Origin of the sequence: Massilia alkalitolerans DSM 17462, assembly GCF_000427785.1 — a bacterium.
In the GTDB taxonomy this organism is placed as follows: domain Bacteria; phylum Pseudomonadota; class Gammaproteobacteria; order Burkholderiales; family Burkholderiaceae_D; genus Telluria; species Telluria alkalitolerans.
The window spans coordinates 1-15,545 of the sequence record NZ_ATYR01000013.1; the positions used below are offsets into that span (position 1 = coordinate 1).

At 64.6% G+C, this 15,545-nt stretch carries 13 protein-coding genes and 2 tRNA genes; 3 read left to right on the forward strand and 12 right to left on the reverse strand.

Features of this window, described 5'->3' with window-relative positions:
- Window positions 1–134: 134 nt before the first annotated feature.
- From YWC_RS0114405 to YWC_RS0114440, 8 genes are all read right to left on the reverse strand, one after another.
- Window positions 135–224 (reverse strand) — tRNA-Ser (locus YWC_RS0114405).
- A gap of 146 nt (window positions 225–370) precedes the next feature.
- Window positions 371–1,864, reverse strand: coding sequence for an SEL1-like repeat protein (locus tag YWC_RS31610; RefSeq protein WP_051306463.1), 1,494 nt, complete (start codon window positions 1,862–1,864; stop codon window positions 371–373).
- Between the two features lie 292 nt (window positions 1,865–2,156).
- Window positions 2,157–2,246, reverse strand: a tRNA-Ser gene (locus YWC_RS0114415).
- Between the two features lie 98 nt (window positions 2,247–2,344).
- Entirely contained in the window at window positions 2,345–3,637 is a 1,293-nt protein-coding gene (gene serS, locus YWC_RS0114420; protein ID WP_027866018.1) for a serine--tRNA ligase, read from the reverse strand.
- A gap of 121 nt (window positions 3,638–3,758) precedes the next feature.
- Window positions 3,759–3,956: a hypothetical protein gene (locus YWC_RS29415; RefSeq protein WP_036214469.1), complete on the reverse strand. Its 198-nt coding sequence runs from the start codon at window positions 3,954–3,956 to the stop codon at window positions 3,759–3,761.
- Between the two features lie 140 nt (window positions 3,957–4,096).
- Window positions 4,097–5,272, reverse strand: coding sequence for an O-antigen ligase family protein (locus YWC_RS0114430; RefSeq protein WP_027866019.1), 1,176 nt, complete (start codon window positions 5,270–5,272; stop codon window positions 4,097–4,099).
- 59 nt (window positions 5,273–5,331) lie between these two features.
- Entirely contained in the window at window positions 5,332–6,660 is a 1,329-nt protein-coding gene (locus YWC_RS0114435; RefSeq protein ID WP_027866020.1) for a glycosyltransferase, read from the reverse strand.
- The gene (locus YWC_RS0114440) at window positions 6,657–8,000 is read right to left on the reverse strand and encodes a lipopolysaccharide biosynthesis protein (protein WP_027866021.1); all 1,344 of its coding nucleotides are present in this window, start codon (window positions 7,998–8,000) and stop codon (window positions 6,657–6,659) included. Before YWC_RS0114440 ends, YWC_RS0114435 begins: the two co-directional genes overlap by 4 nt.
- A 315-nt stretch (window positions 8,001–8,315) precedes the next feature.
- Here YWC_RS0114440 and YWC_RS29420 point away from each other — a divergent pair, with 315 nt between their 5' ends.
- On the forward strand, window positions 8,316–9,425 hold the full coding sequence (locus tag YWC_RS29420; protein ID WP_051306464.1) for a right-handed parallel beta-helix repeat-containing protein: 1,110 nt from the start codon (window positions 8,316–8,318) through the stop codon (window positions 9,423–9,425).
- A gap of 313 nt (window positions 9,426–9,738) precedes the next feature.
- The gene (locus tag YWC_RS29425; RefSeq protein ID WP_051306465.1) at window positions 9,739–11,106 is read left to right on the forward strand and encodes a right-handed parallel beta-helix repeat-containing protein; all 1,368 of its coding nucleotides are present in this window, start codon (window positions 9,739–9,741) and stop codon (window positions 11,104–11,106) included.
- A gap of 82 nt (window positions 11,107–11,188) precedes the next feature.
- Here the strand turns inward: YWC_RS29425 and YWC_RS0114455 are convergent, their stop codons facing one another.
- Window positions 11,189–12,493 (reverse strand): replication-associated recombination protein A, encoded by a 1,305-nt coding sequence (locus tag YWC_RS0114455; protein WP_027866022.1) that lies wholly within the window; start codon window positions 12,491–12,493, stop codon window positions 11,189–11,191.
- A gap of 145 nt (window positions 12,494–12,638) precedes the next feature.
- On the opposite strand from YWC_RS0114455, the gene YWC_RS0114460 reads away from it, so the two are divergent.
- Window positions 12,639–13,187, forward strand: coding sequence for a hypothetical protein (locus YWC_RS0114460; protein ID WP_156923681.1), 549 nt, complete (start codon window positions 12,639–12,641; stop codon window positions 13,185–13,187).
- 2 nt (window positions 13,188–13,189) lie between these two features.
- Here the strand turns inward: YWC_RS0114460 and YWC_RS0114465 are convergent, their stop codons facing one another.
- The 3 genes from YWC_RS0114465 to lolA form a co-directional block, all read right to left on the reverse strand.
- Complete coding sequence (locus YWC_RS0114465; protein WP_027866024.1) at window positions 13,190–14,125, reverse strand: NADP-dependent oxidoreductase; 936 nt, start codon at window positions 14,123–14,125, stop codon at window positions 13,190–13,192.
- A 92-nt stretch (window positions 14,126–14,217) separates the two neighbouring features.
- Window positions 14,218–14,847, reverse strand: a complete 630-nt coding sequence (locus YWC_RS31615) for an energy transducer TonB (RefSeq protein ID WP_169728118.1) — start codon at window positions 14,845–14,847, stop codon at window positions 14,218–14,220.
- 20 nt (window positions 14,848–14,867) lie between these two features.
- On the reverse strand, window positions 14,868–15,503 hold the full coding sequence (gene lolA, locus YWC_RS0114475; RefSeq protein ID WP_027866025.1) for an outer membrane lipoprotein chaperone LolA: 636 nt from the start codon (window positions 15,501–15,503) through the stop codon (window positions 14,868–14,870).
- Between the last annotated feature and the right edge of the window lie 42 nt (window positions 15,504–15,545).

A 15,545-nucleotide genomic window follows, 5' to 3' on the forward strand; every position in this document is an offset into this window, starting at 1 on the left:
ATTCGCCCACGTTCCGCGGGCCGCCCTCGCGCAAGTATGCGCGAGGCTTCGAATCCCACACGGGAGCCCCGCAGGGGGCTCCCTCCTCTCCGCCAAGAAATAAAAAAGGTCCCAGAGGGACCTTTTTTATTTCTTGGCGGAGAGGGTGGGATTCGAACCCACGGTACGGTCACCCGTACGCCTGATTTCGAGTCAGGTACATTCGACCACTCTGCCACCTCTCCTAAATCGGTGCTGCGTGGTCGCGTAAGCGAGGCCGCATTATAGCGGCTGTTTTCCGTTTGTGGAAGATGAACTATTCCGTCACATCAATTCCCTAGCAGCGAAGTGGAATAAAATTTCATCAAAAGCATCAGAACGAAATAATATTTCACTTCTTACCCGCGGACGGCTTGAGAACCGCATCGGCCCTGGCGCGATCTTGCGCCGACAGTTTCGGCTCAATCTGGCTGAGCGCCGCCCCGGCGCGTTCAAGACCGCTGGCCTTGGCAAGGCTGAGCCAGGCATAGGCCATGCCCAGGTCCTTGTCCCCGCCTTCGCCGCTCACCAGCATGGCAGCCAGGTTGAACATGGCTTCCGAGTCGCCGCCCATGGCCGCCTGGTTGAACAGCTGGCGCGCGGTCGCCAGGTTCTTCGGCACTTGCTCGCCGGTGTAGAAATAGGTGGCCAGCGCGCTCTGCGCCTCCGGCACCAGCTTCAGGGCGGCCTCCTTGTAGTAGACGATCGCCTTCGACTGGTCGGCCTTCACGCCCTCGCCCAGGTCGTACATGCGGGCCATGGCGTAGAGCGACCTGGCGTGGCCGGACTTGCCGGCCTCGGCGAACCAGGCGCCGGCCTGGGCATAGTCCTGCGCCACGCCCTCGCCGCCGGCGTAATACAGCCTGGCCAGGTTGAACTGGGCCGGCACATAGCCCTCTTCCGCCGCCTTCTGGAAGTAGCCGCGCGCCTGCTTCAGGTCCTTGGGGCCGCCGGCGCCGGCCTGTGACGCCAGCCCCAGGGTATTCAGGGCCGGCACGAAACCGAAGTCGGCGGCCTTGGCGTACCACTTGCGCGCGGCGGCCTGGTCCTTCCTGACGCCGCCGATGCCATGCTGGTGGATCCGCGCGAGCAGGAGCGCCGCTTCGATCATGCCGTTCAGGGCTTCCGGCTCCTTCGGATTGAAGCGCAGCGTGTCCTTCCTGGCATCGAAGCGCTGCCCGGCGGCGCGGTCGAGCCAGTACAAGGCCTTGTCGGTACTGCGCGGCACGCCCAGGCCGTCCAGGCTCAGTTTCGCCAGCAGGACGGCGGCTTCCGGATAGCCGATCTTGCTGTAGGCGGCCTCCAATTGGGCCGCTGCCTTGTCGTATTCCTTCGCATCGAGGTGCTCCAGGGCCTGGGCGAAGGATTTGTCGTTGCGGATGATGCGTTCGCGGCCCGAGGCGAAGCGGCGGTCGCCGACCTCGCACGGGCCCACGTTGTTGCTGGACGCCGCGCCGGTGATCGACGAGGAGTCGACCGCGTTCGATGCGTCGCCGTAGGGCGCGTTCGGATTGAATTTTTGCAAGGTCGCGGACGGCATGGGGGTGCCGGTCTCGCTGATCTCGCCGGGCTCCTGCATCTGCTCGAGCTGCTCGATATAGGTTTCCTCGTCGTCCTGCTGCGAAAAGTAGACGCTGTCGAGGGCGCATTTCTGCGCCAGCGTTCCGCGCAGGACGCGGCGCTTGGCGGCGTAGACCTTGGCGCTCTCGCCGGTCGGCGTCGACTTGGAACCGGTGATCTTGACCACCTGGCCCGGGACGCTTGATTCGGCAGGCGCGGCCGGGGTCTGGGCGGCGGCGGGCGCCAGGGTGAGAAGGATGGCGATGCCGAGGAGAGGTTTCAACATGCTTGGTCGCTGGCCGAGTTGGACTAGCGGTAAGTGTGCAACCAGGAATGAAAAATTTCCAACTATTTTCGGAATGGATGAGAAGTGCTCAGCAGTCTGATCGGTTCAGGTGCGTTGAGGAGACTTGAAAGACCGTGCGGCTGCTCATGGGTGGGATTCGCCCACGTGCCGCGGGCCGCCTTGGCGCGAGTACGCGCCAAGCTTCGAATCCCACACGCAAGGCCCGCAGGGGCCTTGCTCCTCTCCGCCCGCAAATAAAAAGGGCTCCCATTCGGGAGCCCTTTTTATTTACTGGCGGAGAGGGTGGGATTCGAACCCACGGTACGGTCACCCGTACGCCTGATTTCGAGTCAGGTACATTCGACCACTCTGCCACCTCTCCTGAATCGGTGCTGCGGTCGCTCGTAAGCGAGAGCACGCATTATAGCGACGGTCTTGCAAAAACGGAAGAGTAAATTCTTACCGTGCGCAAAAACTCACTCAAGCCGCAGCCAGACGCTCCAGCCCACCCATGTACGGACGCAGCACTTCCGGAATGATCACGCTGCCATCGGCCTGCTGGTAGTTCTCCAGCACCGCCACCAGCGTGCGGCCCACGGCCAGGCCGGAACCGTTCAGGGTGTGCAGCAGTTCCGGCTTGCCGGCGGCATTGCGGAACCGGGCCTGCATGCGGCGCGCCTGGAAGGCTTCGCAGTTCGACAGCGAGGAAATCTCGCGGTAGGTGTTCTGCGCCGGCAGCCACACTTCGAGGTCATAGGTCTTGGCGGCCGAGAAGCCCATGTCGCCGGTGCACAGGGACATGACGCGGTACGGCAGGCCCAGCGAAGTCAGGATGAACTCGGCCTGGCCGACCATTTCTTCCAGCGCCGCGTAGGACTGCTCCGGATGCACCACCTGGACCAGCTCGACCTTGTCGAACTGGTGCTGGCGGATCATGCCGCGGGTGTCGCGGCCGTAGCTGCCTGCTTCCGAACGGAAGCACGGGGTGTGCGCGGTCATCTTCAAGGGCAGCTGGTCGAGCGCCACGATCTCGTCGCGCACCACGTTGGTCAGCGAGACTTCCGAGGTCGGGATCAGGTAGAAGTGTTCGCCCTCGCCTTCGGCGCCGCCCTTCTTCACCGAGAACAGGTCGGCTTCGAACTTGGGCAGCTGGCCGGTGCCGCGCAGCGAATCGGCATTGACCATGTACGGGGTGTAGCACTCGGTGTAGCCGTGCTGGCCGGTGTGGGTGTCGAGCATGTACTGGGCCAGCGCGCGGTGCAGGCGCGCCATGCCGCCCTTCATCATCGAGAAGCGCGAGCCGGTCAGCTTGGTGGCGGTGTCGAAATCCAGGCCCAGCTTTTCGCCGATGTCGACGTGGTCCTTCACCTCGAACTCGAACGTGCGCGGGGTGCCCACCTTGCGCACTTCGACGTTGCCCGATTCGTCGGTGCCCTGCGGGGTGCTTTCGTGCGGCAGGTTCGGCACCGCTTCGATGAAGCGCGCCAGCTTTGCCTGTACGTCACCCAGTGCGACCTCGTTGGCCTTGAGTTCGTCGCCCAGGCCGGCCACTTCCGCCATCACGGCCGTGGTGTCTTCGCCCTTGCCCTTCATCATGCCGATCTGCTTGGACAGCGAATTGCGCTTGCCCTGCAGTTCCTCGGTGCGCGTCTGGATCGCCTTGCGTTCCGCCTCGATGGCGTTGAACCCGGCCACGTCGAGCTGGAACTTGCGGGTCGCCAGGCGCGCGGCGACGGTGTCGATGTCTTTGCGGAGAAGTTGGATGTCAATCATGTCGGGTTGGGCTTGCGTATGTCGAAAACACAATTGTACCAAGCCGACAGGGAATCCTAGCGAGATTCGACAACGGTATCCTTGACCGTCTTGCCGGGCCCTGCGCCAGCCCTTCCCTGCATTACTTCAGGCCGGCTTTTTCCGCAACGCTCAGGCGCGGCGCCTTGACCACGACCACGTGCACGGTGGAGTCGATCAGGATCGCCGATTCCTGCTTCACCACGTCGACCGGACGGGCGGATGCGGTGGCGTAGCTGGCGACCAGGCCCAGTGCTGCGGCGCTCAGGAAGATGGCTTCGAAGTTTTTACGGATGTTCATGGTGTTTCCCCTTGGTGATGCAACGTTGGTATGCTCGAACTTTACCGACGCATCGCCGGCGCAGCCATCGACTTGCGATGAAGTGCTGAAACCGCGGCATAAAATGCAGGGAGGGCGGACCAGGCGCGATCGGCGCGGTGTCAATGGCCCGGCGCGGCCCCGGCGGCAGGGACGCCCGCGGCATCGGCCGTCGGGCCGCGCAGCGGTGCGGTGCGGCGCACGAAGGGCGTCATGGCAAACAGGATGAAGAGCCAGATCGGTGCTTCGTAGAAGAACATCTTCTCGTTGATGGGGATGAGCATCAGGAGCACAGAGAGGACCAGGCCGTTGGCGAAGAGCATGCGCCCCATCACCAGGGCAAAGGCGAGCACGACGACGATGCCGCCGCGGGTCAGCAGGTTGAAGATCATGCCGATGTCCTGGTAGTAGCAGCGCACGCAGGGATCGTTCGCGAAGCCCACGCCGATCAGCTTCTCTTCCAGGGTCAGCGCCAGCCACGCGTTCACGCCGTCGATCCGGTGCGACAGGCTGCCGTCGTCCTGCTCGAAGAAGCGCGTCTCGAGGTGCTCGAGCACCCCGGACAGCAGCAGGTAGGCGCACAGCGACGCGACCAGCACGACGACATGGATGAGGCGCACCTTCGAATGCCACAGGTAGCCGAGGAGCAGGACCATGACCGGCACAAAATAGACGGAGGAGCCGGAATTCGTGACGAACACCGACAGCACGGCCACGAAGCACAGCGAGACGAAACGAACGCTGAACTCGGAGGTCAGCATCAGGATCGCGGCCAGGCAGGCGATGTAGTTGGCGTAGGTGCCCGGCTCGACGTGCAAGCCGGAAAAGCGCGCGATGTTGAGGTAATCCTCGACGAAGCGGCTGTTGGAACCGAAGATCATCTTGTGAAAGTCGAAGATCGGCGCGCCCAGCAGGTGGAACATCAGCGCCTGCGCAGCGATGACCACGGCGTTGAGCAGCAGCAGCCAGGACACCGCCGTCACGAATTCGGCGCGCCACGCGAAGCTCGCCTCATAAATGAATACGGCCAGCAGCACGTTCAGCAGGACCAGCAACAGGAAGTGAAAAGGCACGGGCTTGACGACGAGCGCATGGAACACGAACATCGCCAGCGTCACCAGCACCAGCTGGCTCTCCACCCGGAAGCGCAGCCTGGTGATGACGAACAGGGGCGCCAGCGCCAGTGCCGAGACACCGGCCGAGAAATACTTCGGGAACATGCTCGGGTTCGGTCCGCCCTGTTCGAACGGGGTAAACAGCAGGAACAGCGGAATGAACAGCGCCAGGGCTGCCAGCATGCTTCTGCTCCGTGCTTGTGGGTGCGCTGGCATGCCTGCTCCCGTGCGTACGTAAGGTCTCAGCCGACCACCCGGTCGCCGCCCTGCCCTGCCGGCACCGCAGTCGTGGTCTCCGGCTCGGCGCTGCCGGCCGGAGGACAGGGCAAGCCGGCGAGGATGCGCCCGAAGCGCTCGTAATTGACGGCCGCGTTGAAGCGCTCGTCCCAGAAGCGGCGCGCGGCGCGGCGCCAGGCCACGGCGGCGCCGCGATCCTTGAAGCGCGCGATGGCGGCCGCGACCCTCGCCGCGTCGGCGTCGGCCGGCACCAGTACGCCGTTGGCGCCGCCGATGATCTCCGGGCTGCCGCCGACGTCGGTGGCCACGATCGGAATGCCCACCGAAGCGGCCTCCATCAGGCTCACCGGGATGCCTTCGCTGTCGCTCACGTTGACGATGAGGTCGAACGTGTCCTCGCGGTACAAGTCCATCAGCTCGGCCTGCGTCAGGTAGCCCTTGAACAGCGCCTGCGCGCGCGGACCCAGGCGGTTCGCGGCATGGCCTTGCACCGCCTCGAGCAGGGGGCCGTTGCCGACATGCGTCCAGCGCACCTGCAGGGAGGGATCGGCCGCCAGCAGGTGCGCGATGGCGTCGACGAGCAGGTGCAGGCGTTTGCTGGCGATGACGAAGGAGCACGATACGATGCTCAGCGGGCCGCCACCGGGCTGGCGGTTGAGAAAGCCCGGATCGTTCACCCCGAGCCGCGCGAGGTGGAATTTCGCGGCCAGGTGCGCATAGTGCTGCTCCAGGTAATGCTTGCCGTGTTCCGAGATGCAGTAGATCTGGTCGACCTCGGCGATGATCTCGCGCCGCAGCCCGGCATAGCCAGCTGGCTTGACTTCCTCGTACAGGTCGCCGCGGTGGGCGCGGCAGACGACCCGGGTGCTCCCGCCGGAGGTCCTGGAATAGCGCGCCGCCCCGAGGATCTCCGGGACCAGCCAGTAGAAATAGATGAGCTCGTAGCCGCCTTTACCCGCGCGCTCCTGCTGTCTTAAAAAGCGCTCGAACATGTTGGCCCGGTAGAGCGCGCGGACCAGCTCCTTGAAGTTCGCCAGCTTGCCCCGCCGCTTCAGGATCAGCCTGAAGTCGGACAGCCAGCGGTACTTGAACAGGCTCATCACAAGTGCGGCGAGCATCCGCGGCACCCGCAGCGCACCCCAGCGGCCGTCGGCGTAGGCCAGGTTGACCGGCTGCCGGGCCGGACGCGGTGCTTCGTCGCGGGAATAGAAGCCGGGCACGATCTCGATATGGCCGAGGTGCTGCGCGACGTGTTCGAGCTCGGCTGTAATAAAGGTCTCGCCATTCCCATACGGATACAGCGAAGTCACCATCAACATCTTCGTTGTCGTCATCCTTGCTCTCCTCCGGCTGGCGCCGCTGCTGCCCCGGCGCCTTCCTGCGCGATACGCCTGGCCATGATGCGCCGGTACATGAACACCGTATAAGCGGCCGTTGCCGTGAATGCCACGCTGGCAGCGAGGGCCGCCCCCCAGGTGCCGTAGGCGGGGATCGCCAGCATGCAGCCGACGCCGTTCAGTACCAGCGACAGCGTGGCCCCCACGATGTTGACGCCCTGCCGGCCCATCCCCGCCAGGGAATTGGCAATGACGTTCATGTAGCTCCAGGTGATAATTCCCGGTAACAGGACAATGAAGGGAAGCACGGCACTCGCGTAATCCTTCCCGAACGCCCACGGAATCAACACGGTCGACAGCGCCGCCGCCAGCATTCCCACCACGAGCGTGATCTTGAATACGGCCAGCACGATACGGCCGACCATCTGGCGCAGCGCCGCCGGGGTGCCGTTGGCGGCCGCCGATTCCGGGAACACGACCACCGACGCCGCGCTCGCGATCAGCCATAGCGCCTCTGCCAGCTGCACCGAGAGCGCGTAGATGCCTGCCGAGGACGGATCGAGCAGCAGGCTCACCATATACAGGCCGACCCGGTAGTTGAGGAAGGTGATCACGTTGCTCAGGTGCGCGCGCAGCCCGTAGCCGATCATCCGCGCCAGGACCAGCGCGCCTCCGGCGGGCGCGGCCGGGTAGCGCCGCACCCGCGCTTCGCTGGCCAGCCACAGCGAGGCCTGGCTCAGGATATGGCAGGACAGCACCGAGACGACACTGACGGCGCCGGTAGCGCCCAGCACCAGCACGCCCGCGCAGAAGGTGAAGGGCTGGATGAGTGCGGTCTTGTTGAAGGTGGCGTAGTCGCGCGCGCCCTGGATCAGCGATACGGTCCAGGCCGCCAGCAGCATGGCGGGGAACAGGAGGCTGGCATACAAGGCCGTGTCCTTGCTCGTCCCGGGCAGGTAGCGCCCGATCATGGCGTCGCTGCTCAGCGCGAGTGCGAGCACGGCCACGCCCCATAGCGCACAAGCGAGTATCCAGTTGACGCGGCGCATGGCCGCGGCATCCGGGGTTCCGCTGCTCATGTGGTAGACGTGACTGGAGGCCAGACCCAGGTTCAGGACGGCATACAGGGTCTGCGGCAGCAGCAGGGCCGTCACCAGCAGGCCGTTGTGGTGCGGGCCGAGCTGGCGCGTGGTGACCCACAAGGCGACGAAGTACAAGGCGCTCGAGAGCATCTGGCGCAGCATCGTCGAGCCGATGGCGGTCGAGAGGTTGCGCCGCGAATCCGGGCTGCGGCCGAGCGGCAGCGACGCAAGCAGGCTCTTCATTTGGGTCAGCATAGGGCTGGTCGTCGCTGTATGTGCTCGCTGTCGGGTTCGGATGCGGATGGAGCCGGGACGCCACGCCATGTGCCGGGTGCACCGTGGCGCCTCCAGTTCATTATCCGGACCCGTCATCGCGACATCCTGCGCACGATCAAGCCGCCAGGCGCGAAGAATCAATTGCCGAAATTAAATAACAAAGGAATGGCGCGGTAGTCGGGCAAACGCAAGGTGCGCAATCGTGCGCCGGTTTAAGCTCGGGATCCCGGCGGCCACCGCGCCGCGCTCGTCCTATCGTCAGAGACAATGAACCCGCGAAGCTTTCGATATCCGATGATCGTCTGCATCCTGCTGGTGGCCGGCCTCGGCCTCAAAGCATGCATCTCGCTCGAGCGCCCGGTCGACCCGCGTGCCCTGTTCGTCACCCCGAGCGGAAGCGACAGCAACCCGGGCACGGAGGGCGCGCCGCTGCAGACGATCGGGGCCGCCGCCAGGCGTGCGGTCCCGGGCAGTACCGTCCACGTCGCGCCCGGAACCTACCGCGAGAACATCAAGTCGATGAAGAGCGGCACGCCCGCGGCGCCGATACGCTATGTCTCGACAGTCAAATGGGGCGCCAGGATCATCGGGGGCGGTGTTGAGGCGGTCTGGGAAAACCATGGCGAGCACGTCGAGATCAGCGGCTTCGACGTGACCGGCAGCGGACGCAACGGGATCCTGAACTACGGCTCCTGGGTGCGCGTGCTCAACAACCACGTGCATGACCTTGCCGTGACGGGCGGCTGCAGCAGCAATGGCGGCGGCGGCATCGTGTTCAGCAACTACCAGGCCTCGGACGGCGAAGTCAGCGGTAACCTGGTGCACGACATCGGCGAGCCGGGCACCTGTTCGGGCGTGCAGGGAATCTATTATTCCAACCTGCGCGGCAAAATTTACAACAACATCGTTTACCGCGCCTCGGCGTGGGGAATCCACCTCTGGCACGCCGCCAACAAAGTCATCGTCGCCAATAACACGGTGTTTGCAAACGGCTCGGCCACGACCGGCGGCGGCATCGTAATGGGGACCGGCGATGCGCCCGGAAATGTGGTGATGACGGAAACCAAGGTGATCAACAATATCGTTGCCTATCATCCCCGCGCATCGATCAGGCAGTATTGTTATCGCGGCGAGTCCTGCATCGGCGCCGACAATCTTGTTGCCCACAATGTGGTTTATGGAAATGCTGCGAAGATTGAAATGTTAGTCGGGAAAGATATTGGGACCATTACCCAAGATCCCTTATTTGTCGACTTCCGCCTTGATGGCAAAGGCGACTATCGCCTGCGCAAGGATTCGCCGGCCCGCAAGCGCGGCCTGGCTGCCCTTGCGCCGCCCAGCGATATCGAAGGAGCGGTGCGTCCGCGTGCTCCCGCAGTGGACATCGGGGCCTATCAACACTGAGCGCTTCGACGTCCTCATCGATATAGCTTGGCCTGTCGTGCGCCTCCTGGCGCCAATAGAAGCTTCCCAATGCTGATTTGCAGCAGTTTTCCTGCATGCTGAATGTTGCAACGCGCACGACATTTGGCGAACGAGCATTTTTGAATAAGTTTTTCTAAATAAATTAAATCTTTCGCATCGGTTTTGCTTTCCGATTTGAAAGAGTATTTACGGAATTGTTATCGCCAGAAAATTTTTCTCCAAAAAAATTGAACTCCTGCAGTTTCCTACTCTCAAAGGTTCGCTTTCACTTTTTTGAGAAGGAAACTCCCTAATGAAAAACGTAGTCAACTTTGCTTCGAATGCCCGTGTCAACGCAATCCTCTGCTGCAGCGCCGCGGTCCTGCTGACCGCTATCGGCGGCAACGCCTACGCCGCTAACCAGGCCACGGCATCCGAAGCGACTGTTGCCGCGGCGACGAGCTCGGTCGACCAGGTCACCGAACTCTATCGTACCCTGCTCGGCCGCGAGCCGGACACCGCCGGCCTCGCCTACTGGGTTGGCCTCGTCAACAACGGCCTGCCGCTGGACAGCGTGCGCGTGGCCCTGATGAGCACCGAGGAATACACCAACCGCACGGTGTCCGCGGCCACCGCCTCGTCCTACCACCTGTACGTGGCCACCACCGGTTCGGACTCGAACCCGGGCACCCAGGCGCGTCCGTTCAAGACCATCAACAAGGCCGCCTCGGTCGCCAAGGCGAGCACTACCGTGCACGTGGCGCCGGGCACCTATAACGGCAACGTTTCGACCAAGCTCAGCGGCACCTCGACCGGCCTGATCCGCTTCGTGTCCGACACCAAGTGGGGCGCCAAGATCATTGGCAGCGGCAAGGAAGTCATGTGGCTGAACAACGGCAGCTACGTCGAGATCAACGGTTTCGACATCAGCGGCCCGGGCCGCCTCGGTATCCAGAACATGGGTTCGAACACGCTGGTGACGAATAACCGCGTCCACCACATCACCCTCTCGGGCGGTTGCACGGGCAGCGGCGGCGCCGGCATCGTCAACGCCAACTACAGCAGCTCGGCTGGCAGCATCATCGGCAACGTGGTGCACGACATCGGCAAGCCGGGCGGCTGCAACGGCGTGCAGGGTATCTACTCGTCGAACCGCGGCAGCAAGATCATGAACAACATCGTCTACCGCGCCTCGGCCTACGGCATCCACCTGTGGCACGCCGCGACCGACTCGACCATCGCCAACAACACCGTGTTCGCCAACGGTTCGAGCGGCATGGGCGGCGGCATCGTCACCGGCGTCGGCGACAAGCCGGGCAACATCCAGCTGAAGAACACGATGGTCGTCAACAACATCGTGTACAAGAACCCGCGCCAGGGCATTTCGCAGTACTGCTACTCGGGCCAGAGCTGCATCGGTTCGGGCAACGTCACCGCGAACAACCTGGTCTACGGCAACGGCTCGGCGATCTCGCTGCGCGTCGGNAGCGCGACCGGCACNATCAATGCCGATCCGAAGTTCGTCAGCTACAACCCGACCGGCACCGGCGACTACCGCCTGCAGAGCAGCTCGCCGGCCGTGAACAAGGGCATCAAGGCCAACGCCCCGACGGTCGACATCGCGGGCGCGCTCCGTCCGAAAGGCGGCGCATGGGATATCGGCGCCTACGAGAGCTACTGATCTCGAAGGCCAGGCGGAGCCGAACGGCTCCGCCACACCCTGCACAGCCCCACCATGGCCAGCCCATCGTGGGGCTTTTTCCCTAGGTTCCGCCCGCCTCGTCGTCGAGACTGCGCAGGAAGGCGAGCTTCTCGGCGATCTTCGATTCCACCCCACGCGGCACCGGCCGGTACCAGCCCGGTTCGCGTATTCCCTCCGGCAGGTAGGCCTCGCCCGCCGCATAAGCATGCGGCTCGTCGTGGGCATAGCGGTAGGCGTGGCCGTAGCCGAGTTCCTTCATCAATTTCGTCGGCGCGTTGCGCAGGTGGACCGGGACCTCGCGCGACTTGTCCTTCTTGACGAAGGCCATCGCTTCGTTGAAGGCGTTGTAGCCGGCATTGCTCTTGGCGGCGATCGCCAGGTAGATCACGGCCTGGCCGAGGGCCAGCTCGCCTTCGGGCGAACCGAGGCGCTCGTAGGTCGTCGCGGCGTCGTTGGCGATCTGGAGCGCGCGCGGGTCGGCCAGGCCGATGTCTTCCCAGGCCATGCGCACGATGCGGCGCGACAGGTACTTGGCGTCGGCGCCGCCGTCCAGCATGCGGCACAGCCAGTACAGGGCCGCATCCGGATGCGAGCCGCGCACCGACTTGTGCAGGGCCGAGATCTGGTCATAGAAGTTGTCGCCGCCCTTGTCGAAGCGGCGCGCGTTGAGCGTCAGCGCATTCTCGACGAATTCCGCGGTAATGCGGCTGATGCCCGCAGTATCGGCCGAGGTCTTGGTCTGCTCCAGCAGGTTGAGGAAGCGGCGCGCGTCGCCGTCGGCATAGCCGACCAGGGTGTCGACCGCGACCTCATCAAAACTCAGGTGCTGCAGCACCCGCTCCTGCGCGCGTTTCAACAGCTGGCGCATCTCCTCGTCGCTCAGGGCCTTGAGCACGTAGACCTGGGAGCGCGACAGCAGCGCCGAGTTGACCTCGAACGAAGGGTTCTCGGTGGTGGCGCCGATCAGGGTCACCAGGCCCGATTCGACGAAGGGCAGCAAGGCGTCCTGCTGCGACTTGTTGAAGCGGTGGATCTCGTCGATGAACAGGATGGTGTGCTTGCCCTGCTGGAGGTAATGCTCGGCCTGTTCGACCGCGGCGCGGATATCCTTCACACCCGAAAGCACCGCTGACAGCGCGATGAACTCGCAGTCGAAGGCGTAGGCGGTCAGGCGCGCCAGCGTGGTCTTGCCCACGCCGGGCGGCCCCCACAGGATCATCGAATGCGGCTTGCCGGACTTGAACACCAGGTTCAGCGGCTTGCCCTGGCCGAGCAGGTGGCTCTGGCCGATGACTTCGTCGATGGTGCGCGGCCGCAGGGCTTCGGCCAGCGGCGGCGAGGGTTCGGTCTTGAAGAGGTCATCCATGATGCGCTCCCGGGACGCTCGAGGGACATACGAAATAGTGCGGAGTGTTGTGCATGTGTCTAGTGTAGCCGATGCACGCTGCAGAGGCAGGCTGCACGGGCAGGCCCTGCCCTATAATTCCCCGTTTCCACGCCGGAGCCGCCCCATGACACATCCCGCGCCCGTCCTCATGATCCAGGACGTCTGGACCAGGTGGACCAAGGCCTCGCGCGCCGCCGCCGATGCCGGTACGCGGCTGGCCGTGCCGCGCGTGCACCGCCTGCCCATCCTGAGCGGCGAGGCCTCGATCCGCCATGAGGTGGCAGCGCTGGAAGAGCATGGTTTCGAAGCGCGCCACCTGGTCCGCCGCATGGACGATCCGGCCTGGGCTCACGACCGTCCTGCCCGCCCGGACAACCTGAAGGCCTGGCGCGTGGGCGAGGGATTTGCCGTGTCCCTGTTGCGGCCGTGGGACAGCATACTGACGACCAGGTGGCCGGCCTGGCTGGCTTCGCCGCTGTTCGAAGGCGGGCTGGGCGATGCGCTCCGGATCGACTGGAACGCGCGCTTTCGCGCCTCGGTCTCCGGCTCGAACCGTTCCTATTTTTATGAGGAGCACACGGTCTGGGTGACCCTGCAGGCCGCGCCGACGGACGCCAGCTTCCTGGCGCTGGAACCCGTCAAGCACATCGACCTGCGCACCAGGATCTACTGAACTCAGGGCTTGCCGACGTAGAGCACGATCTTGCCGACCGACCTGCCGCTTTCGCTCAGCGCATGGGCTTGCGCGATGTCTTCCAGTGCGAACTCGGCGCCGACGATCGGCCGCAGCCGGCCGCCGTCGACCATCCCGGCCAGCTTGTCGAGCACCGGCGCATTTGGACCGATGAAGACAAAGCCCGCGCGCACGCCCATCGAGGCCGCCCTGGCTTCGTCCGGCGGACTGATGATCGACACCTGGATGCCGCCCGGCTTCAAGAGCGACCACGAGGCTTCCTGCACCTCGCCGCCGATGGTGTCGAACACGGCGTCCACCGGCTCGACCCCTTCAAGCAGTGTCGTTGTCGTGTAGTCGACGAACTGGTCGACGCCCAGCGACTCCACCAGCGCGCGGTTGCGGCCGGATGCGGTGGCGACGACGGTGGCCCCGGCCGCCTTCACCAGCTGGATCGCCAGCGAGCCGACCCCGCCGGAACCCGCATGGACCAGCACGCGCTGTCCGGCCTGGACCTGGGCGGTGTCCATCATCGCCTCCCAGGCGGTGATCCCGGCCAGCGGCAATGAAGCTGCTTCGACGTGCGAAATGGTACGCGGCTTGCGCGCGCATTCGTGGGCGCGGATGGCGACGAACTCGGCGTAGGTGCCGTTGCGCGCCAGGTCGGGCCGCGAGTAGACCGCGTCACCGACCTGCCACTGCGTGACCTGGCTGCCCACCGCCGCGACCACGCCGGAGACGTCCCAGCCGAGGGTCAGCGGCATCTGGTGCGGAATCATCTGGGCCAGGTAGCCGGCGCGGACCTTCCAGTCGACCGGATTGATCGAGGCTGCCACCACCCGCACTAGCACCTCATCCGGGGCGATGTCGGGGACGGGAATCTCGTCGATGGAGAGGACTTCGCGTCCTCCGTACTGATGGATGCGTACTGCCTTCATGGGCGCTCCTTTGCCTTCAATGGGTCGTGGAGACCGATTGTACGGAAGGCCAGAAGCGGAAGCGCCCGGGATGACTGGCGCTGCGGAAGTGTCTACTTGAGCAGCACGCGGCCGATGATGGCGCTGCCGGGCTCCTTCGCCCGCTTGGGATCGGTGACGAAGCGGCAGTTCTGCGCGTACTCGGTCGCCGCTTGCGCCAGCGCCGGATCGGCAGCGGCGCCTTCGGCCTTGACGCCATAGGGAATGCCGTCAGCGGGCCGTACCAACATCCGCACCAGCACGCCGTCCGGACCGGTCGCGTTGCGATCGAGCGGGTCGAAGTGGGCGAAGCGTTCGGACGCGGCGCAGCTGCCTTCCGCGAAGGATGGCGGCACCTTGTCCTTACCTTCCAGCTTCCAGACGAACTGCAGCCGCACGGTCTTGCCCTGCACGCGCTGCACCGCCTCGGCCGGGAAGACGCAGGTCGACAGGGCCTTGATGGAAGCCTGGTCGAGAAGCTCCCAGTTGCTCGAGCGCGCGACCGAGCCTTCGATCGGGCGGCCTTGCGGGTCGATCCTGAACTTCAGGGTGGTCGTGCCTTCCAGTCCATAACGGCGGGCTTCCGCAGGCCACTCGGGCTTGGCGCAGGACGGGGGCTGCGGTGTCGAAGTGGCGACCGGGGCGGCGAGCGACGCGGCGCTGACGAGCGCCAGCACGGCGCCCAAGGTACGGAAAGGCTTCAAATGCCTGCCCTTTTCTATTTTTATTGGTTGACCACGTCGGCGCCCTTCGGCACGTCGAATTTGAACTGCTGGGCGCCCAGCGCCGGGTTGCGCTGGAAGTTGGTGAACTTCAGCAGCGAGACCTGGCCGAACTGGTCCTTCAGCTCCATCGCCACCGGCACGCCCCCCTTCAGGCCGATGCCGATCTGCTCGAAGGTGGTGTCCTTGCTCTTCGGCACCGCGGTCAGCCATTCGGCGCCGTCACGCTCGCCTGCCTCCGACAGGGTGAAGTTCTTTTCCAGGTCGTTGCTGCCGAACAGGATGGCGGCCGGCGACGAACCCAGGGCGTTGCCCAGCTTGCGGGTGCTGACCTGGTTCAGGTCCTTGTCGTAGATGTAGAGCGTTTCGCCGTCGGCCTGCAGCAGCTGTTCATAGGGCTTCTGGTAGGTCCAGATGAACTTGCCGGGGCGGGCGAACACAAACGTGCCGCTCGAGACCGGGGCGGCCTTGCCGCTCTTGGACTTGGTCAGCTGCTGCTGGGTGAATTCGCCCTTGGCGGACTTGGTGGTGGCGACGAAGCTCTTGAACTGGTCGAGGGCAGCGGCGCCGGCGTTGGCCGACAGGGCGAACGCGGTCGTTGCGATCAGTGCTGCGAAACGGGTGGTCGTGAATTTCATATCGATTCCTCTTGTTGTGGTCCGCCGCCGACCGTTGAACGC